The following is an 18,978-nucleotide window of genomic DNA, read 5'->3' as shown; positions in this document are numbered from 1 at the left end:
AATGAGTTATCAGGTCTTAGCCCGAAAATGGCGACCACAAACCTTTGCTGACGTCGTCGGCCAGGAACATGTGCTGACCGCACTGGCGAACGGCCTGGCGTCCGGTCGTATCCATCACGCGTACCTTTTTTCCGGCACTCGCGGCGTCGGGAAAACCTCTATCGCCCGTCTGTTGGCGAAAGGGCTGAACTGCGAAAGCGGTATCACCGCCACACCGTGCGGCGTATGCGACAACTGCCGTGAAATCGAGCAGGGGCGTTTTGTCGATTTAATCGAAATCGATGCCGCTTCACGCACCAAAGTGGAAGATACCCGCGACCTGCTGGACAACGTGCAGTACGCCCCGGCGCGTGGCCGCTTCAAGGTCTATCTGATCGATGAAGTCCACATGCTCTCGCGTCACAGCTTTAATGCGCTGTTGAAAACGCTGGAAGAGCCGCCTTCACACGTTAAATTCCTGCTGGCGACCACCGATCCGCAGAAACTGCCGGTGACCATCCTTTCCCGCTGCCTGCAGTTCCATCTGAAAGCGCTCGACGTCGATCAGATCCGTCAGCAGCTTGAACATATTCTGAGTGAAGAGAAGATTGCGTCCGAACCGCGTGCGCTGCAACTGTTGGCCCGTGCGGCCGATGGCAGTCTGCGTGACGGGTTGAGTCTCACCGATCAGGCGATTGCCAGCGGTGACGGACAATTGACCGCCGCGACCGTCAGCACCATGCTCGGCACGCTCGACGACGATCAGGCGCTCTCATTAATTGAAGCGCTGGTTGCCGCCAATGGCGAGCAGGTGATGGCACTCATTCACGAAGCTGCTTCGCGTGGCATTGAGTGGGAAGCGCTGCTGGTCGAAATGCAAAGTTTGCTGCATCGCATTGCGATGGTTCAGCTCTCTCCCTCGGCGCTTGGCAGTGACATGGCGATTGTAGAGCACCGGATGCGCGAGCTGGCACGAACCGTGCCACCGGCTGATATTCAGCTTTATTACCAGACGCTGCTGATGGGCCGCAAAGAGCTGCCGTATGCACCGGATCGCCGGATGGGGATCGAAATGACCCTGCTGCGCGCGCTGGCATTCCATCCTCGTCAACCGTTGCCGGAACCAGAAGTACAGCCTCAGTCGTTTGCGCCCGTTGCGCCAACTGCGGTAATGCAGCCGACGCAGGTGCCGCAGCAGCAAGCCGCCTCAGCGCCGCCTGCGTATCAAAACGAATCGCTACCGGATTCCACCAGCCAGGTGCTGGCGGCCCGGAATCAATTGCAGCGCGCTCAGGGAGCACCCAACGCAAAAAAGAATGAACCGGCAGCCGCATCCCGCGCGCGGCCGGTGAACAGTGCTGCGCTGGAGAGACTGGCCTCGGTGACGGAACGCATTCAATCGCGTCCAGCTTCTCCGACGTCGGAAGAACAGCGTCCGCAGAAAAAAGAAGCTTACCGCTGGAAAGCGACGACCATCGTCGAAGAAGTGAAAGAAGAGGTCGCCACGCCGAAAGCGTTAAAGAAAGCGCTTGAGCATGAGAAAACGCCAGAGCTTGCCGCGAAACTCGCGGTGGAAGCCATTGATCGCGACAGTTGGGCGGCGGAAGTCAGCCAGCTAAAATTGCCTAAACTGGTAGAACAGGTCGCGCTCAATTCGTGGAAAGAGCAGAACGGCAGCGCCATTTGCCTGCATTTGCGTCCTTCCCTGCGCCACCTCAATAACGGCGGGGCGTTAAAAGCGCTGACCGACGCACTCAGCGAATTCATCGGTTCTCCGGTTGAATTGACCATCGTTGAAGATGATAATCCGGCGGGGCGTACGCCGCTGGAGTGGCGTCAGGCCATTTATGAAGAGAAGCTCGCGCAAGCACGCGAAGCGATCGTTGCCGATAATAACATTCAGACTCTGCGCCGTTTTTTCGATGCGGATCTGGACGAAGACAGTATTCGACCCATTTGATCGTAAGTCTGGCTTACGGTTTAACTTTTAACATGACTGACTGAGAGATAAGCCTATGTTTGGTGGAAAAGGCGGTCTGGGTAACCTGATGAAACAGGCCCAGCAGATGCAAGAAAAAATGCAGAAAGCGCAGGAAGAAATCGCTCAACTGGAAGTGACCGGTGAGTCGGGTGCGGGCCTGGTGAAAGTCACCATTAACGGTGCGCACAACTGCCGTCGCGTTGAAATCGATCCGAGCCTGCTCGAAGACGATAAAGACATGCTGGAAGATTTGGTGGCTGCTGCGTTCAATGACGCTGCGCGCCGCATCGAAGAAACCCAGAAAGAGAAAATGGCCGGTGTTTCCTCAGGAATGCAGCTGCCACCAGGCTTTAAGATGCCGTTCTGATGCAGACCAGCCCTCTGTTAACACAGTTAATGGAAGCGCTGCGCTGCCTGCCGGGCGTTGGCCCGAAGTCAGCGCAGCGGATGGCGTTTACCCTGCTGCAGCGCGATCGCAGCGGCGGTATGCGCCTGGCGCAGGCCCTGACTCGGGCGATGTCCGAAATCGGTCACTGTGCCGATTGCCGGACGTTCACCGAGCAGGACGTGTGCAACATCTGTTTGAACCCGCGTCGCCAGGAAAACGGTCAGATTTGCGTGGTGGAGAGTCCAGCGGACATCTACGCCATTGAGCAAACCGGGCAATTTTCCGGCCGCTATTTCGTGCTGATGGGGCATCTTTCGCCGCTGGATGGCATCGGGCCGGACGATATCGGCCTTGATCGTCTTGAGCATCGTTTGAGCAGCGAAAAGATGCAGGAAGTGATCCTCGCCACCAATCCGACGGTGGAAGGGGAAGCGACCGCCAACTACATCGCCGAGCTGTGCGGGCAATATGGCGTTGAAGCCAGCCGCATCGCCCACGGCGTGCCAGTGGGTGGTGAGCTCGAAATGGTCGATGGCACCACGCTGTCGCATTCACTCGCTGGACGTCACAAGATTCGTTTTTAACCAATCGAGAGGGCATTTTTGTCCTCTCGCTTGAAAAGTTCCTCCCTTAGCCCCATCTCCCCCTCATCGCTTATTCATTCTGTTTAATTTGGCATTGAGGAATTTTCCGATGAAAGGACAAGAAACTCGCGGTTTCCAGTCAGAAGTCAAACAGCTTCTGCACCTGATGATCCATTCGCTCTACTCCAACAAAGAAATTTTCCTGCGCGAGCTGATTTCCAACGCCTCCGATGCGGCGGATAAGCTGCGTTTCCGTGCGCTGTCTGACGCCTCCCTGTATGAAGGTGACGGCGAATTGCGCGTGCGTGTGTCGTTCGATCAGGAAAAACGCACCCTGACCATCGCCGACAACGGAATCGGTATGAACCGTGACGATGTGGTCGATCATCTTGGGACCATTGCGAAGTCCGGGACCAAAGCTTTCCTGCAATCTATGGGATCCGATCAGGCGAAAGACAGCCAGTTGATCGGCCAGTTCGGCGTGGGCTTCTATTCAGCGTTCATCGTCGCGGACAAAGTGACCGTGCGCACCCGTGCCGCGGGTGACAGTGCTGAAAACGGTGTGTTCTGGGAATCCGAAGGCGAGGGTGAATACACCGTTGCGGATATCACCAAAGCGGATCGCGGCACCGAAATCACCCTGCATCTGCGCGAAGGTGAAGATGATTTCCTCAATGACTGGCGTGTACGTTCGATCATCAGCAAATACTCTGATCACATCGCGCTGCCAGTTGAGATTGAAAAGACCGAAGAAGTGGATGGCAAAACCGTCGTTTCCTGGGAAAAAATCAACAAAGCCCAGGCGCTGTGGACCCGTAACAAGTCTGAAATCAAAGACGACGAATACAACGAATTCTACAAACACATCGCCCATGACTTCACCGACCCGCTGGCCTGGAGCCACAACCGTGTTGAAGGGAAACAGGAATACACCAGCCTGCTGTACATCCCGGCACAAGCGCCGTGGGACATGTGGAACCGCGATCACAAGCATGGTCTGAAACTGTACGTGCAGCGCGTGTTTATCATGGACGAAGCCGAGCAGTTCATGCCGAACTACCTGCGCTTCATTCGTGGTCTGATTGATTCCAACGATCTGCCGCTCAACGTTTCCCGTGAAATACTGCAAGACAGCACCGTGACCCGCAATCTGCGCGCCGCGCTGAGCAAGCGTGCGCTGCAAATGCTGGAAAAACTGGCGAAAGGCGATGCGGAAAAATACCAGACCTTCTGGAAGCAGTTCGGTCTGGTGTTGAAAGAAGGCCCGGCGGAAGACAACGATAACCAGCAGGCTATCGCCAAACTGCTGCGCTTCGCGTCCACGCATACCGACTCTTCCGAGCAGACTGTGTCGCTGGAAGATTACGTATCGCGCATGAAAGAAGGGCAGGAAAAAATCTATTACATCACCGCAGACAGCTACGCTGCGGCGAAGAGCAGCCCGCATCTGGAACTGCTGCGTAAGAAAGGCATCGAAGTGCTGCTGCTGTCCGATCGTATCGATGAATGGATGATGAGCTACCTGACTGAATTCGACGGGAAAGCATTCCAGTCCGTTTCGAAAGCAGACGAGTCACTCGACAAACTGGCCGATGAAGTGGATGAAACCACCAAAGAAGCGGAAAAAGCGCTGGAGCCGTTCGTTGATCGTGTGAAAACCCTGTTGGGCGATCGCGTGAAAGAAGTGCGTCTGACGCACCGTCTGACCGACACGCCAGCGATCGTGACCACCGAAGCGGACGAAATGAGCACCCAAATGGCGAAACTGTTTGCCGCTGCGGGCCAAAGCGTGCCAGAAGTGAAATACCTCTTCGAGCTGAACCCGGACCACGCGCTGGTGAAACGTGCGGCGGATACGCAGGATGAAGCACAGTTTGGTGAATGGATCGAATTGCTGCTGGATCAGGCGCTGTTCGCCGAGCGCGGCACGCTGGAAGATCCGAACCTGTTTATCAAGCGTATGAACCAGTTACTGGTGTCCTGAGTCTTTATTTCGTTAACCCTCTCCCGAAAGGGAGAGGGTATTAAACCGAATCATCGCCCCAATAATTCTCCCCGTTAACCGTTTCAGCCTGCCCGCCTTCCTTGAGCGAGCCGCCGTCTGGTGGTATCGTTTAGCGCTTTTGAAAAATTGAATCAACATTTGAGGGGATTTTCGCAATGCGTATTATTCTGCTTGGCGCTCCGGGCGCGGGTAAAGGAACTCAGGCGCAGTTCATCATGGAGAAGTACGGTATTCCGCAAATCTCCACGGGTGACATGCTGCGCGCCGCAGTAAAATCAGGCTCCGAGCTCGGCAAACAAGCGAAAGACATCATGGATGCTGGCATGCTGGTGACCGATGAACTGGTTATCGCCCTCGTGAAAGAGCGCATTGCGCAGGAAGATTGTCGTAACGGTTTCCTGCTGGACGGCTTCCCACGCACCATTCCACAAGCTGATGCCATGAAAGACGCGGGTATCAAGGTCGATTACGTGCTGGAATTCGATGTGCCGGACGAGCTGATCGTCGATCGCATCATCGGTCGTCGTGTACACGCCGCTTCTGGCCGTGTTTACCACATCAAATTCAATCCACCGAAAGTGGAAGGCAAAGATGATGTGACCGGCGAAGAGCTGACCACCCGTAAAGACGATCAGGAAGAAACCGTGCGTAAGCGCCTGGTGGAATACCATCAGATGACCGCGCCGCTGATCGGCTACTACTCCAAAGAAGCGCAGGCGGGCAACACCCAATACGTCAAAGTTGATGGCACTCAAGCCGTGGCTGACGTTCGCGCTGAACTGGCTAAAATCCTCGGCTAAAGCCCGAGTCTCTCACCTGGGCCACCAGGTGAGAAAATTTCTCACTTACCTTTCACACCAATAGATACTTCTCTCTCTCGTTTCGGCTACAATTATCAGCCATTTAACGACGAAGAGGCGGTAATGCGTCAGACCAAACCCGGCATTCTGTTAGCGAACCTCGGCACGCCCGATGCACCCACGCCGCAAGCGGTCAAACGCTATCTGCGCCAGTTCCTGAGCGACATTCGCGTGGTTGATACGCCGCGACTCCTGTGGTGGCCCATTCTGCGTGGTGTGATCCTGCCGCTGCGCTCAGCGCGTGTGGCGAAACTCTATCAATCCGTTTGGATGGACGAAGGGTCGCCGTTGTTGGTTTATAGCCGTCAGCAGCAACAGGCGCTGGCGAAACGGCTGCCGGACACGCCGGTTGTGCTTGGCATGAGCTACGGCTCACCGTCGCTGCAAAGTGCAGTAGACGAGCTGCTGGCACAAGGCGTTGATCATATCGTGGTGTTGCCACTGTATCCGCAATATTCGTGCTCGACTGTCGCTGCTGTGTGGGATGAACTGGCGCGTATTCTTGCCCCGAAACGCTTCATTCCAGGTGTGTCGTTTATCCGCGATTACGCAGACGACAACGGTTACATTCAGGCGTTAGCCAACAGCGCCAAAGCCTCGTTTGCCGAACACGGTGAGCCGGACGTGCTGCTGCTCTCTTATCACGGCATTCCTCAGCGTTATGGCGATGAAGGCGATGATTATCCGCAGCGTTGCCGGGATACCACGCGTGAGTTGGTTTCCGCGCTCGGTATTTCGCCTGATAAAGTGATGATGACCTTCCAGTCGCGCTTTGGTCGTGAACCCTGGCTAACGCCGTATACTGATGAAACACTGAAAATGCTCGGCGAAAAAGGCGTGAAGCATGTGCAGGTGATGTGCCCGGGTTTCTCGGCGGATTGTCTCGAAACGCTGGAAGAAATCGCGGTGCAGAACAAAGAGTTCTTCCTCGAAGCCGGCGGTGAAACTTATACATACATTCCGGCACTGAATGCCTCGGCCGAACACATTGAGATGATGGTTAATCTGACCGCACCATACCGCTAAGTGCAGGCAGGCAGCGAACAGGCAGGGAATATGCTACTATTCTCCGCCTGTTCACAGCCACCGACCGCAGCCCATGAAATTTCCCGGTAAACGCAAATCCAAACACTATTTCCCCGTTAACGCCCGCGACCCACTGTTGCAGCAAATTCAGCCTGAAACCGAAACCAACGCCTCATGGGTAGTGGGTATCGATCAGACGCTGGTGGATATTGAAGCCAAAGTCGACGACACCTTTGTCGAGCGTTATGGTCTGAGCAGCGGTCATTCGCTGGTGATTGAAGATGACGTAGCGGAAGCGCTTTATCAGGAGCTGGTGAGCAAAAACCTGATCACCCATCAGTTTGCGGGCGGGACGATCGGCAACACCATGCACAATTATTCCGTGCTGGCAGACGACCGCTCGGTATTGCTCGGCGTGATGTGCAGCAATATTGAAATCGGCGGCTATGCTTACCGCTATCTCTGCAACACCTCCAGCCGTACCGATCTCAACTATTTGCAAGGCGTGAACGGCCCGATTGGCCGCTGCTTTACGTTGATCAGCGACAGCGGCGAACGAACGTTTGCCATCAGCCCAGGCCACATGAATCAGCTGCAAGCCGACAGCATTCCGGAAGATGTGATTGCTGGCGCTTCTGCGCTGGTACTGACGTCCTATCTGGTGCGCTGCAAGCCGGGCGAACCGATGCGTGAAGCCACCTTGAAAGCCGTGGAATATGCCAAAAAGCATGACGTCCCAGTGGTGCTGACGCTTGGAACGAAATACGTTATTGCCGACGACCCGGCATGGTGGCAGGCCTTCCTGAAAGAAAACGTCTCGATTCTGGCGATGAATGAAGAAGAAGCTGAAGCGCTGACCGGCATTGCCGATCCGCTTTTGGCATCTGATAAAGCGCTGGATTGGGTCGATTTGGTGCTCTGTACCGCAGGGCCTGTGGGCCTCTATATGGCGGGCTTCACCGAAGACGAGAAGAAGCGCCTGACTCAGCATCCGCTGCTGCCGGGCGCGATTGCCGAATTCAACCAGTACGAATTTAGCCGCGCGATGCGCCACAAAGATTGTCAGCAGCCGCTGCGTATTTATTCTCACATTGCGCCCTACATGGGCGGGCCTGAGAAAATCATGAACACCAATGGCGCAGGCGATGGCGCCCTGGCGGCACTGCTGCACGATATTACCGCCAATAGCTATCATCGCAGCAATGTGCCTAATTCCAGCAAACACGAATTTACGTGGCTGACGTATTCCTCGCTGGCGCAGGTGTGTAAATACGCTAACCGCGTGAGCTATCAGGTGCTGAATCAGCATTCGCCACGTTTAACACGCGGCTTGCCGGAGCGGGAAGACAGTCTGGAAGAGTCTTACTGGGAACGTTGAGTGTGTTCCCCGGCGGCGTGATGCTTGCCGGGGCTACGTTATACGTGCAGTGATAAATGTAGGCCTGCTAAGCGAAGCGCCAGCAGGCTTTTTTTATCCGGTGACGATTTCACTCACCGCCGGTTTCTCCAGCAGCGTCAACATCGTGTTGGCAATCTCGCGCTCGCCCATCACCACTTTGTCCGCACCGCGTTCGGTAATGTAATCCACTTCATCGTCATAATGCGCACGGGCGATAATCTCAATCGTCGGGCATTTTTCGCGAGCAGAGGCGACGATTTCCCCGGCCTCATAGCCGTTCGGGATGGTCAGCAGCAGCCAGCGCGCGCAGTCGAGATGCGCAAGGTTCATAATTTCTTCGCTCGCTGCGTTGCCCAGCACCGCACGAATGCCACGTTCACGCAGTTCATCGACGCGTGTTCGCGACGTTTCAATCACCACCAGCGGAATGCCCTGCGCCAGTAATTTCTCGCCGAGCAGACTACCGACCCGTCCAAAACCGACCAGCAGCGCGTGATTGCAGATATCCACCGGGATCTGTTTTTCGTCCTCAATGGCTTCCTCTAAGGTTTGCTCTTCGAGGGTTTCGGTTTTATCGAGGTATTTTTCCAGCACCGCAAACAATATCGGGTTGAGCATAATCGACAGGATCGCACCCGCTAGCACCAGATTCAGTCCGGCCTGTGGCAGCAGATCCAGCGCTATGCCAAGCCCGGCAAGGATAAAGGCGAATTCACCAATCTGTGCGAGGCTTGCGGCGATCGTCAGCGCTGTACGCTGAGAGTGACCAAACAGACGTACCAGCAGGAAAGCGGCGGCAGATTTACCGAAGATGATAATCGCCAGCGTGCCAAGCACCGCCAGCGGCTGCTCGATAAGGATCATTGGGTCAAACAACATGCCGACGGAAACAAAGAACAGCACCGCAAAGGCGTCGCGCAATGGTAGCGTATCGTGTGCCGCGCGGTGGCTTAGCTCGGATTCATTCAGCACCATACCCGCGAAGAATGCGCCAAGGGCAAAGGAAACGTCGAACAGTTCAACCGCGCCGAACGCGATACCTAACGCCAGCGCCAGCACCGAAAGGGTGAATAGTTCGCGGGAGCCGGTGGCGGCGCTACGAGCCAGGATCCACGGCACCAGACGACGGCCTACCAGCAGCATCACGGCGATAAAGGCGACAACTTTGCCGATGGTCAGGCTAAGGTCGAGTGCCAGCGTGGCAAAGCCCACATTGCCCTGTTCCATCATGCTGGCAATCGCTGGCAGCATCACCAGCGTCAGCACCATCACCAGATCTTCCACAATCAACCAGCCAATCGCGATTTGCCCGCGCTGGCTGTCGATTAACTGCCGTTCTTCAAGCGCGCGCAGCAGCACCACGGTACTGGCGGTTGAAAGACACAGACCAAAGACGATGCCGGTCATCAGCGACCAGCCTAATCCAGCGGATAGCGCCATACCCAATAACGTTGCCACCGCAATCTGAGCAATCGCACCGGGAATGGCGATGGCCTTTACTGCCATCAAATCCTTCAAAGAGAAGTGCAAACCGACGCCGAACATCAGCAGGATCACGCCGAGCTCTGCCAGTTCAGCGGCTAAATGGGTATCGGCGACAAAGCCTGGAGTAAACGGTCCGGACAGAACACCGGCTAATAAATAGCCCACCAGAGGAGAAATACGCAGTTTGTTGGCAATCATGCCGAAGATAAAGGCGAGGACGAGCCCCCCGACAATGGTGGTGATTAGCGGTGTGGCGTGATGCATTCCGTCTCCTTTCGTGGCTGCTGTTTCCTGTTCTGGCGAAAAACACCAAAAACCGAGTTACAGTTTATGACAATTTTGACTGTTCTGTTTATGAATTATTGTTGAATTTAGTAATAAAAAGGAATTAGGCGCTTAAATGGCACAGATGGGAAAAGAACGAGGGTTAAACACGAAGTGTGCTGATAAATAGCAGTTATCAGGCCGTCAGTTTTTCAGTCTGACGGCCAGAAAATCAGGCTTTATGACGATTATCAGGTAAGAATATGGTCAATATTCCCAGTAATGGCAGGAAAGCACAGATTTTATAGACCTCTTCAATGCTGGTATGGTCGGCAACTACGCCCAACACCGCAGCGCCAAGGCCACCCATCCCAAAAGCAAAGCCGAAGAACAACCCTGAAACCATGCCGATACGGCCCGGTAAAAGCTCCTGAGCGTACACCAGAATGGCAGAAAAGGCGGATGCGAGGATAAAACCAATGATCACCGTTAAAATACCGGTCCATTCAAGCGTGGCGTAAGGTAAAACGAGCGTGAAGGGCGCAACACCGAGAATGGAGCCCCAAATAACATACTTACGCCCAATCTTATCACCGACAGGCCCACCAATCACGGTCCCTGCGGCAACGGCGAACAGGAAGGCGAACAGGTGAAACTGCGCGTTTTGTATCGATAATCCGAACTTATCTATCAAATAAAAGGTGTAATAGCTACTGATGCTCGCCATATAGAAGTATTTTGAGAAAATTAGCAGTAACAGCACGCTAACGGCCAGAATCACCTTGTTACGCGGCAACGGATTCACCACTGCTGCCTTTGGTTTCCCCTTATTCAGGCGGTGCTGAGCGGCATACCAGCGGCTGACTTGCGCCAGGACCACGATAGCCAGTAGTGCCGCGAGAACGAACCAGGAGACATTGCCCCGGCCATACGGCGCGATTATCAACGCCGCCAGCAACGGGCCGAGCGAGCTGCCGAAGTTGCCGCCAACCTGGAATATAGACTGTGCCAGTCCGTGACGGCCACCGGACGCCATACGTGCCACGCGCGACGATTCCGGGTGGAATACCGAAGAACCTGTCCCGACCAACGCTGCTGCGATAACAACCGCTTCAAAAGTGCCCGCCATCGCCAGTAACACCAGCCCGCTGAGGGTAAAGCACATGCCCACCGGCAATGACCACGGCATCGGGTATTTATCGGTCCAGTAACCCACTACCGGCTGAAGCAGCGACGAGGTGAGCTGGAAAGTCAGGGTGATCATCCCGATCTGCACGAAGGTGAGGGAGAACTCAGATTGCAGCAGCGGGTAAATCGCCAGGATCAGCGACTGGATCATATCGTTTAGCAGGTGAGACAGGCTGATTGCCCCTAAAATGCCAAAGGAAGTACGGGCCTTTTGCGGCGGCGCAGACGGGCCTGACAGCGTCGGATTGGTTTCACTGATTGCCATAGTTTCACTTTAAAGTTGGTTTGCGATGTTTAGGGAAGATCTACTCTGTAATAATTATCAGACTAAGATAACTGGCTCAGGCGTTTGAAGAAAGTCTCAATTCTGAAAACAAAGTTGTCTATGCTTGTTACGCATTGTAATTTCTACATTTGCCATTCAGTCAGGGAGAGAGTCATGAAATGTCTAAAACGCGGTGTGACGCTGGCAATGCTGGCTGCATTGTCGCTTACGAGCCTACAGGCGCAGGCGTACGAGCAGGATAAAACCTACAAAATCACAATCTTGCATACCAACGATCACCACGGTCATTTCTGGCGCAGTGAATACGGCGAGTATGGTCTGGCAGCGCAAAAGACGCTGGTGGACGGCATTCGCAAAGAAGTGGCAGCAGAAGGCGGGAGCGTACTGCTGCTGTCGGGTGGTGACATCAACACGGGTGTACCGGAATCCGATTTACAGGATGCGGAGCCTGATTTCCGCGGCATGAATCTGGTGGGTTATGACGCAATGGCGGTCGGCAACCACGAATTCGACAATCCGCTGAGTGTGCTGCGTCAGCAGGAAAAGTGGTCTAAATTCCCGTTCCTTTCGGCCAATATTTACCAGAAAAGCACTGGCGAACGCCTGTTCAAACCTTGGGCGCTATTTAAACGCCAGGGGTTAAACATCGCGGTGATTGGCTTAACGACAGACGATACCGCCAAAATCGGCAACCCGGAAAATTTCACTGATATCGAATTCCGCAATCCGGCTGAGGAAGCGAAGCTGGTCATTCAGGAACTGCAGCAGACGCAAAAACCGGACGTGATTCTGGCTGCAACGCACATGGGCCACTACGACAACGGCAATCATGGCTCTAATGCTGCGGGTGATGTGGAAATGGCGCGCAGCCTGCCCGCAGGTTCGCTGGCGATGATTGTGGGTGGTCACTCACAAGATCCTGTGTGCATGGCTTCAGAGAATAAAAAGCAGGCTGATTACGTTCCGGGCACACCGTGTGCGCCAGATAAACAGAACGGCATCTGGATTGTGCAGGCGCACGAATGGGGCAAATACGTCGGGCGTGCGGATTTTGAATTCCGTAACGGCGAAATGAAATTGGTGCATTACCAGCTCATCCCAATCAACCTGAAAAAGAAAGTGACGTACGACAACGGGCAAAGTGAGCGCGTACTTTATACCCCGCAGATCCCGGAAAACCCGCAAATGCTCTCGTTGCTGACGCCGTTCCAGAACAAAGGCAAAGCGCAACTAAACGTTAAAGTGGGTGAGGTGAATGGTCATCTTGAAGGCGACCGCAGCAAAGTGCGTTTTGTGCAAACCAATATGGGGCACCTGCTCCTTTCGGCACAAATGGCGCGCACCAACGCTGATTTCGCCGTCATGAGCGGCGGTGGCATTCGCGATTCCATCGAAGCGGGCAAAATCACCTACAAAGACGTGCTGAAAGTGCAGCCGTTCGGCAACGTTGTGGTGTATGTCGACATGACGGGCAAAGAGGTCACTGACTATCTGACGGCTGTTGCACAGATGAAACCGGATTCAGGTGCTTATCCGCAGTTTGCGAACGTCAGCTTTGTGGCGAAAGGAGGCCAGTTGAGCGACCTGAAAATCAAAGGTGGGCCGATTGACCCGAGCAAAAATTACCGCATGGCGACGCTGAACTTTAACGCAACGGGCGGCGATGGTTATCCGCATATCGACACCAAACCGGGTTATGTAAATACCGGGTTTATCGATGCCGAAGTGCTGAAACAGTACATTGAGCAAAACTCACCGCTGGATGTGAATGCTTATGAACCGAAAGGCGAAGTGAGCTGGCAGTAAGCGCGCGGGCTATTTTGTTCGCCATTTTGGACGCGGGCAGTGCTCGGAATCCTCACGTACTTTGTGTACGCTCCGGTTCCTGCGCGCTGTCCGCGTCCAAACTGCCTTCACCAATAACGCCCTGAGGCATACCGGCAAATCTCAATCGCGCCGCGCAATATCCGCAAATTTCGCGTCGAGCATCGTCGCCAAATCACCCGCCGCCAGTTCAATGTCCAGCCCACGTCTACCGCCAGAAACATAAATGGTCGCGAATGCCTGCGCCGGGGCGTCGATCAGCGTCGGCAGGCGTTTTTTTTGCCCTAACGGACTGATGCCGCCGACCAGATAACCTGTTGTACGCTGCGCCACCATAGGATCGGCCATATCCACTTTTTTCACGCCTAACGCTTTAGCGACCTTTTTCAAATCGAGCTGCGTCGCAACAGGCGTAACGGCCACCGCCAGATGTTTCAGATCGCCGTTGATCGCCACCAGCAACGTTTTATAAACCTGGTCCGCATTCAGACCTAATTTGCGCACCACTTCGTCGCCAAAATTGGTTTCGTTGGGATCGTGATCGTAACTGTGGACCTGAAACGAGATCTTGTTTTTTTCGAGTAACTTAACGGCGGGCGTCATAACCATCCTTCTTACAACCGGAGTGAATAGGGCTCAGCATACGCCCGAAGCCTGGCGAAAAAATAGTACTATCTTGCGCAATAGTGTTGGCAGTGCTGGTGAGTTTGAGCGACAATCGAAAGATCCGAAGTGCGAACTTCGGGATAATAATAACGATGAAATTCCTCTTTGACGGGCCAATAGAAATATTGGCCACTTTTTTATTTATGCTGTGTTTTCAGCATCGACGGCAGATTTCCTTCCCCGTATAAATGCAGCGCACCGACCGCCACGACATAGCGTCCCGGTGGCAACGTTTGCAACTTTTCCCGCCAGGCCAGATTTCGCTGATGCATCAAAACATCGTACAGCGACTGGCTAAAGGTATTCGGCAGCGACGGCGTATCGCCCGGCGGCTGCTCCAGCCACCAGCCAATCATCACCTGTAATAAGCGCGCATTAGTGTGCCAGTGGGTGAGCGTATCTTCCAGCAACGCGAGACCGCCGTCAGGCAGTTCACGCAACAACGTAATCTGACTCTCCGCGCCTTCCAGTTCCATGACCTTACTGTTCGTTTCACGTGCCACGTTCAGCAGTTGGTAATCAATCCCGTAATCGGGACGTAACCCGAGTGTCTGCGCCTGGGTTGCCTGCAAAATCATCGCTATTTGCCACAGCGGCTGGCTGTCGAACAGCGCAATGGAAAGCCCGAGTTCGTCGGTGAGTTTTTCCAGCTGTTGGAAGTGTGATTCGCTCAGACGCTCGCGCAGCGGCGGGCAAGCCGGGAGATCGCGAAACGGGGTTTCGTTCCCGCTAATATCGGCTTCAACAATCAACGCATCGGCTTGCTGAATGAGTTTGATCAGCTGCGGCGGCAGCGGGGCCATATCACGGGTGCCCATATGAATGCTGCCAACCAGATGCAGTTTTTGCCCACCCGCGAGATGGATATCCAGGCCGGGCCAGGGATAACGCCCGCGAAACAGCGCGCACAGCGAGGATTTTATTCGTTGAAACAGGCCCATACGCGCTCCGCAAAGATAAAGATTCATGCTAACGCTTCACGCTGTGGCTCTCAACGCTTAAATCACCGCAACCCCCTGATTCTGGCAGGCTGCCTGTAAATCGTTATCCAATGGATGTTCAGCGATGATCGCGCTCGCCAGTTTTAAATCGCCAATGGCAAAGGGCGATGCGCTGTTCAATTTTTCCTGCGATGCCATCACCACCGTTTCGGCAGCTCGTGCGGCCAGTGAGCGTTTCACGCAGGCTTCTTCGTAATGTCCGGTAGTCAAACCGGCTGTGGGATGAATGCCGGTGACGCCCATAAAAAACAGATCCGCATTGATCCGGTTTATGGATTCCAGCGTCGCCGCGCCCATCGTCACCACCGAATGGCGAAAAAGAATGCCGCCAATCAGAATCACCTCAACCAGCGGAAAATCGACCAATGCAACAGCAATCGTTGGGCTGTGTGTGACGGCGGTAAACGGCAGATTGGCTGGCAGCAGGCGCACCAGTTCGTGCGTGGTGGTGCCGCCGTCAAAGATGACGACTTGACCCGGTTGGATCAGTTTTACCGCTTTTTGCGCGACTGCCTGTTTACTGCCGGATTGCACGTTTTTGCGTGTTTCCAACGGTGCGATAGCGGCGGATACCGGTAGCGCGCCGCCATGGACGCGCTGGAGCAAACCTTCCGCTGCCAGTTCGCGTAAATCCCGGCGAATGGAGTCTTCAGAAACGCTAAAGCGCAGGCTCAGTTCGCCTGATTGCACCTGCTTTTCGGCGTTCAGTATCTGAAGGATTTGTTGTTTTCTTTGGCTGGCGAGCATCATATTACCTGTTAACGAATTTTCTTGATATTGCACGATTATGCATGATAGCGTTTTTGCTGTCATCTGCCGGAGAAAACAAAATGCAAAAAGAGAACGAGCATGTTCGTCACGTCGAAGCCCATTTGTTATCGGACAACTGGTACACCCTGAAAAAATACACTTTTGAGCTGCGTCGTCATGACGGTTCATGGCAGCAGCAAAGCCGTGAAGCCTATGATCGCGGTAATGGCGCGACCATTTTGCTCTACAACCGGGATAAAAAAACGGTGGTGCTGACCCGTCAGTTTCGTCTGCCGGTTTATCTGCAAGATCAGCAGGGCTATCTGATTGAAGCCGCTGCAGGGTTGCTGGATAACGCTTCACCGGAACAGCGCATTATTGCGGAAGCGGAAGAGGAAACGGGGTTTAAGATTGCGCAGCCAGAGAAAGTCTTTGAGGCGTTTATGAGCCCAGGTTCTGTCACCGAAAAACTCTATTTTTTCATTGCCGAATACCGTGAGCAGGATAAAAGCGGGAAGGGCGGTGGACTGGCAGAAGAGGGCGAAGATATTGAAGTGCTGGAGTGGTCGTTTGATAAGGCAATGGCTGCAGTGCGCAGTGGCGAGATCCAGGATGGCAAAACCATCATGCTGTTACAACATCTGGCCCTTAACGTCCTGAATTAAGGGCCAGATTGGTTTTATGCTTTCGGTTTAAAGCGCAGCAGTCGGTTAGCGTTGCTGACAACGGTGATGGATGATAATGCCATCGCCGCACCAGCCACCACCGGGTTGAGCAACGTTCCGGTCAGCGGCCACAGGATCCCTGCGGCAATCGGAATACCCAGCGAGTTGTAAACGAACGCGCCCAGCAGGTTCTGCTTCATATTGCGAAGCGTCGCTCTGGAAATCGCCAGCGCATCGGCCACGCCCACCAGACTGTGACGCATCAACGTGATAGCCGCCGTTTCGATGGCCACATCGCTACCACCGCCCATCGCGATACCCACTTCTGCCTGTGCCAGCGCTGGCGCATCGTTGATGCCGTCGCCAACCATCGCCACTTTACGGCCTTCCGCCTGCAATTTTTTAATCGCTTCGGCCTTTCCATCTGGCAACACGCCCGCGATCACTTCGTCGATACCAGCTTCTTTGGCGATGGCGTTGGCGGTGACCGGGTTATCTCCGGTCAACATCACCAGACGATAGCCTTCGCGATGCAGACGCTGGAGCGCCGCCACACTGTCCGCACGCAGCGGATCGCGAATGGCAAACAGTGCCGCTGCTTTGCCATCGACAGCTAACAACACAGGCGTGGCCCCTTTCGCGGCTTGCGCTTGAAGGTCAGCGTCAATTTCTGCGGTGGCAATCTGCTGTTCGTTTAACAATGCCTGATTCCCTAACAGCAACGAATGGCCTTCCGCTTCACCGCTTACGCCAAGACCGCGCAGCGTGCGGAAACCGTTCACCTGTGGAAGCTGGCTTTCATTCGCTTTTTCAATGATCGCGCGGGCCAGTGGATGGCTCGAACCCTGTTCCAGCGCCGCCGCAAGCCGTAAGGCCTGAGCTTCATTGATATCGCCGTAGGTTTTCACTGCCACAACCTGAGGTTTGCCTTCGGTCAGCGTGCCTGTTTTATCGAACACCAGCGTGTCGAGTTCACTGGCGCGTTGCAACGCATCGGCATCACGCACCAGCACGCCATATTCTGCGGCGCGACCGACGCCTGCAATAATCGACATCGGTGTTGCCAGACCCAAGGCACACGGACAGGCGATGATCAGCACCGTGGTTGCAATCACCAGGGTATAAACAATTTGCGGAGCAGGGCCGAAGAAATACCAGATTGCCGCGCTAAACAGCGCAATGACGACCACGGTCGGAACAAACACCGCAGAGATGCGATCCGCCAGTTGGCCGATTTCTGGCTTACTGCTTTGGGCCTGACGCACCATGCGAATAATGCGAGATAACGTGGTGTGGCTGCCAACGGCGCTCGCGGTAAACAGTACGCTGCCGTCCTGAACAACGGTCCCGGCGTGAATGTTTTCACCGTCGCTTTTTTGCTGTGGCACCGGTTCCCCGGTCAGCATCGCTTCGTCGAACCAGGCTTCGCCCTGGGTGATTTCCCCATCAACCGGCACGCGATCGCCAGTGGTCAGGCGCAGCGTCATGCCCGGCTGTACGTCTGCCAGTGGCAAGGATTTTTCGCCATCTTCGGTGACCACGCGCGCGGTCGGTGGTGTCAGATCGAGTAATTTTTCCAGCGCTTTTGAAGAACGTTGACGGGCGCGGGCCTCAAGCATATGACCGAGGTTAATCAGGCCGATGATCATCGCACTGGCTTCGTAATAGAGATGGCGCGCTTCCATCGGGAACCACTGCGGCCAGAGGTTGACGCTCATCGAGTAGAGCCAGGCCACGCCTGTGCCGACTGCGACCAGCGTATCCATTGTGGCGGTGCGATTTTTCAGGCTTTTCCACGCACTGGTATAGAAATGGCCTCCGGCGAAGACCATCACACCGAGGGTAATCAGACCGATGACGAGCCATAGCGAGCGGTTGGCGTCGGTGACCATCATGTTGTCACCGATCATGCCCCAGACCATTACCGGGATACCGACCAGCAGCGCGACAATCGCCTGCCAGCGAAAACGTTTCATGGTGGCGAGGGCGGTTTCCTGCTGGCGTTCGCGACGTTTGAGGTCGTCTTCGATGGCCTCCGCGCCGTAGCCTGCTTTTTCCACCGCTTGCACTAAATCCGCGGCGGTCGCATGGCCCATTATCAGCGCCGTGCGTTCCGCCAGATTGACCCGTGCCTGAGTGACACCCGGAACGGCGGCAAGCGCATTCTGAACCCGGGAGACACAGCTGGCGCAGCTCATGCCGTTGATCAACAGCTGTTGGCTGTCATCAAGGTCATCGGCTGCCGGAAGCGCAGGGGGGACCGCTGTCAGTGCTTCCGACGGAATTGATGACTCTGCCAGCGGGTCAGCCTTTGGGTGGCTAAGTTCTGCCCCGTATCCGGCTTGTTTAATGCTCTCGATCAACGCGTCAGCGCTGGCGCTGCCGGTGATATGCGCTTCGGTGATCGACACATCGGCCTGTTCGACATCAGGACGTTGCTCCAGACTTTCTTTTACCCGTTTCACGCAGTGACCGCAGGAAAGGCCGTCCAGCGTAAGATCGACGATATGAGACATATTCATTCTCCTGGTGAAGTAACCGACAAGGCGCGTCGGCGTTTTTTCTTTGACTGTGGTAGAGCTTAAACCTTCCATCAAGGGGAAGGTCAACCCTTTTGAAAATATGAC

15 protein-coding genes and 1 other annotated feature are annotated in these 18,978 nt (G+C 54.8%); of the genes, 9 read left to right on the top strand and 6 right to left on the bottom strand.

Annotated elements, in window-relative coordinates; genetic code table 11:
• Position 1 precedes the first annotated feature (1 nt).
• The 7 genes from dnaX (at position 2) to VH187_RS16935 (ending at position 8,201) form a co-directional block, all read left to right on the top strand.
• Positions 2-1,939, top strand: a complete 1,938-nt coding sequence (gene dnaX / locus VH187_RS16965; protein ID WP_329702632.1) for a DNA polymerase III subunit gamma/tau — start codon at positions 2-4, stop codon at positions 1,937-1,939.
• Positions 1,269-1,333 (top strand) — a sequence feature (DnaX frameshifting element). Its footprint overlaps the gene before it by 65 nt.
• A 55-nt stretch (positions 1,940-1,994) precedes the next feature.
• On the top strand, positions 1,995-2,327 hold the full coding sequence (locus tag VH187_RS16960) for a YbaB/EbfC family nucleoid-associated protein (protein WP_110511710.1): 333 nt from the start codon (positions 1,995-1,997) through the stop codon (positions 2,325-2,327).
• On the top strand, positions 2,327-2,932 hold the full coding sequence (gene recR / locus VH187_RS16955; RefSeq protein ID WP_329702631.1) for a recombination mediator RecR: 606 nt from the start codon (positions 2,327-2,329) through the stop codon (positions 2,930-2,932). The genes VH187_RS16960 and recR overlap by 1 nt, the downstream gene beginning before the upstream one ends.
• Positions 2,933-3,041: 109 nt before the next feature.
• Complete coding sequence (htpG, locus tag VH187_RS16950) at positions 3,042-4,916, top strand: molecular chaperone HtpG (protein WP_329702630.1); 1,875 nt, start codon at positions 3,042-3,044, stop codon at positions 4,914-4,916.
• 176 nt (positions 4,917-5,092) lie between these two features.
• On the top strand, positions 5,093-5,737 hold the full coding sequence (adk, locus tag VH187_RS16945; protein ID WP_329702629.1) for an adenylate kinase: 645 nt from the start codon (positions 5,093-5,095) through the stop codon (positions 5,735-5,737).
• A 123-nt stretch (positions 5,738-5,860) separates the two neighbouring features.
• Complete coding sequence (gene hemH / locus VH187_RS16940; protein WP_329702628.1) at positions 5,861-6,823, top strand: ferrochelatase; 963 nt, start codon at positions 5,861-5,863, stop codon at positions 6,821-6,823.
• 73 nt (positions 6,824-6,896) lie between these two features.
• Complete coding sequence (locus VH187_RS16935; protein WP_329702627.1) at positions 6,897-8,201, top strand: inosine/guanosine kinase; 1,305 nt, start codon at positions 6,897-6,899, stop codon at positions 8,199-8,201.
• Between the two features lie 93 nt (positions 8,202-8,294).
• Here the strand turns inward: VH187_RS16935 and ybaL are convergent, their stop codons facing one another.
• Positions 8,295-9,971 (bottom strand): YbaL family putative K(+) efflux transporter, encoded by a 1,677-nt coding sequence (gene ybaL, locus VH187_RS16930; RefSeq protein ID WP_329702626.1) that lies wholly within the window; start codon positions 9,969-9,971, stop codon positions 8,295-8,297.
• A 232-nt stretch (positions 9,972-10,203) separates the two neighbouring features.
• Positions 10,204-11,424 carry an MFS transporter gene (locus tag VH187_RS16925; protein ID WP_329702625.1) on the bottom strand — a complete coding sequence of 407 codons (1,221 nt, stop codon included), beginning with the start codon at positions 11,422-11,424 and terminating at the stop codon, positions 10,204-10,206.
• A 174-nt stretch (positions 11,425-11,598) separates the two neighbouring features.
• Between VH187_RS16925 and ushA the strand changes: the two genes are divergently transcribed.
• Complete coding sequence (gene ushA / locus VH187_RS16920; RefSeq protein ID WP_329702624.1) at positions 11,599-13,251, top strand: bifunctional UDP-sugar hydrolase/5'-nucleotidase UshA; 1,653 nt, start codon at positions 11,599-11,601, stop codon at positions 13,249-13,251.
• 141 nt (positions 13,252-13,392) lie between these two features.
• Here the strand turns inward: ushA and ybaK are convergent, their stop codons facing one another.
• From ybaK to VH187_RS16905, 3 genes are all read right to left on the bottom strand, one after another.
• Complete coding sequence (ybaK, locus tag VH187_RS16915; protein ID WP_329702623.1) at positions 13,393-13,872, bottom strand: Cys-tRNA(Pro)/Cys-tRNA(Cys) deacylase YbaK; 480 nt, start codon at positions 13,870-13,872, stop codon at positions 13,393-13,395.
• A 200-nt stretch (positions 13,873-14,072) separates the two neighbouring features.
• On the bottom strand, positions 14,073-14,876 hold the full coding sequence (locus tag VH187_RS16910) for a TraB/GumN family protein (RefSeq protein ID WP_329702622.1): 804 nt from the start codon (positions 14,874-14,876) through the stop codon (positions 14,073-14,075).
• Positions 14,877-14,933: 57 nt separating this feature from the next.
• A complete protein-coding gene (locus VH187_RS16905) occupies positions 14,934-15,683 on the bottom strand; it encodes a DeoR/GlpR family DNA-binding transcription regulator (RefSeq protein ID WP_329702781.1) in 750 nt (249 codons plus the stop codon).
• A gap of 83 nt (positions 15,684-15,766) precedes the next feature.
• Between VH187_RS16905 and VH187_RS16900 the strand changes: the two genes are divergently transcribed.
• On the top strand, positions 15,767-16,351 hold the full coding sequence (locus VH187_RS16900; RefSeq protein WP_329702621.1) for an NUDIX hydrolase: 585 nt from the start codon (positions 15,767-15,769) through the stop codon (positions 16,349-16,351).
• Between the two features lie 14 nt (positions 16,352-16,365).
• Here the strand turns inward: VH187_RS16900 and copA are convergent, their stop codons facing one another.
• The gene (gene copA / locus VH187_RS16895) at positions 16,366-18,867 is read right to left on the bottom strand and encodes a copper-exporting P-type ATPase CopA (protein ID WP_329702620.1); all 2,502 of its coding nucleotides are present in this window, start codon (positions 18,865-18,867) and stop codon (positions 16,366-16,368) included.
• Positions 18,868-18,978 lie beyond the last annotated feature (111 nt).

The organism is Scandinavium sp., assembly GCF_036271055.1.
In the GTDB taxonomy this organism is placed as follows: domain Bacteria; phylum Pseudomonadota; class Gammaproteobacteria; order Enterobacterales; family Enterobacteriaceae; genus Scandinavium.
The sequence above is the reverse complement of the archived record's forward strand: the minus strand, read 5'-3'. Positions and strand labels throughout refer to the sequence as shown.

What these genes read in the sequence shown, in the direction of transcription:
- VH187_RS16905 (WP_329702781.1), bottom strand. Translation starts at nt 15,683, where the DNA reads ATGCTCGCCAGCCAAAGAAAACAACAAATCCTTCAGATACTGAACGCC.
- VH187_RS16960 (WP_110511710.1), top strand. Translation starts at nt 1,995, where the DNA reads ATGTTTGGTGGAAAAGGCGGTCTGGGTAACCTGATGAAACAGGCCCAG.
- adk (WP_329702629.1), top strand. Translation starts at nt 5,093, where the DNA reads ATGCGTATTATTCTGCTTGGCGCTCCGGGCGCGGGTAAAGGAACTCAG.
- ushA (WP_329702624.1), top strand. Translation starts at nt 11,599, where the DNA reads ATGAAATGTCTAAAACGCGGTGTGACGCTGGCAATGCTGGCTGCATTG.
- ybaK (WP_329702623.1), bottom strand. Translation starts at nt 13,872, where the DNA reads ATGACGCCCGCCGTTAAGTTACTCGAAAAAAACAAGATCTCGTTTCAG.
- VH187_RS16935 (WP_329702627.1), top strand. Translation starts at nt 6,897, where the DNA reads ATGAAATTTCCCGGTAAACGCAAATCCAAACACTATTTCCCCGTTAAC.
- recR (WP_329702631.1), top strand. Translation starts at nt 2,327, where the DNA reads ATGCAGACCAGCCCTCTGTTAACACAGTTAATGGAAGCGCTGCGCTGC.
- VH187_RS16925 (WP_329702625.1), bottom strand. Translation starts at nt 11,424, where the DNA reads ATGGCAATCAGTGAAACCAATCCGACGCTGTCAGGCCCGTCTGCGCCG.
- ybaL (WP_329702626.1), bottom strand. Translation starts at nt 9,971, where the DNA reads ATGCATCACGCCACACCGCTAATCACCACCATTGTCGGGGGGCTCGTC.
- VH187_RS16910 (WP_329702622.1), bottom strand. Translation starts at nt 14,876, where the DNA reads ATGGGCCTGTTTCAACGAATAAAATCCTCGCTGTGCGCGCTGTTTCGC.
- htpG (WP_329702630.1), top strand. Translation starts at nt 3,042, where the DNA reads ATGAAAGGACAAGAAACTCGCGGTTTCCAGTCAGAAGTCAAACAGCTT.
- hemH (WP_329702628.1), top strand. Translation starts at nt 5,861, where the DNA reads ATGCGTCAGACCAAACCCGGCATTCTGTTAGCGAACCTCGGCACGCCC.
- copA (WP_329702620.1), bottom strand. Translation starts at nt 18,867, where the DNA reads ATGTCTCATATCGTCGATCTTACGCTGGACGGCCTTTCCTGCGGTCAC.
- dnaX (WP_329702632.1), top strand. Translation starts at nt 2, where the DNA reads ATGAGTTATCAGGTCTTAGCCCGAAAATGGCGACCACAAACCTTTGCT.
- VH187_RS16900 (WP_329702621.1), top strand. Translation starts at nt 15,767, where the DNA reads ATGCAAAAAGAGAACGAGCATGTTCGTCACGTCGAAGCCCATTTGTTA.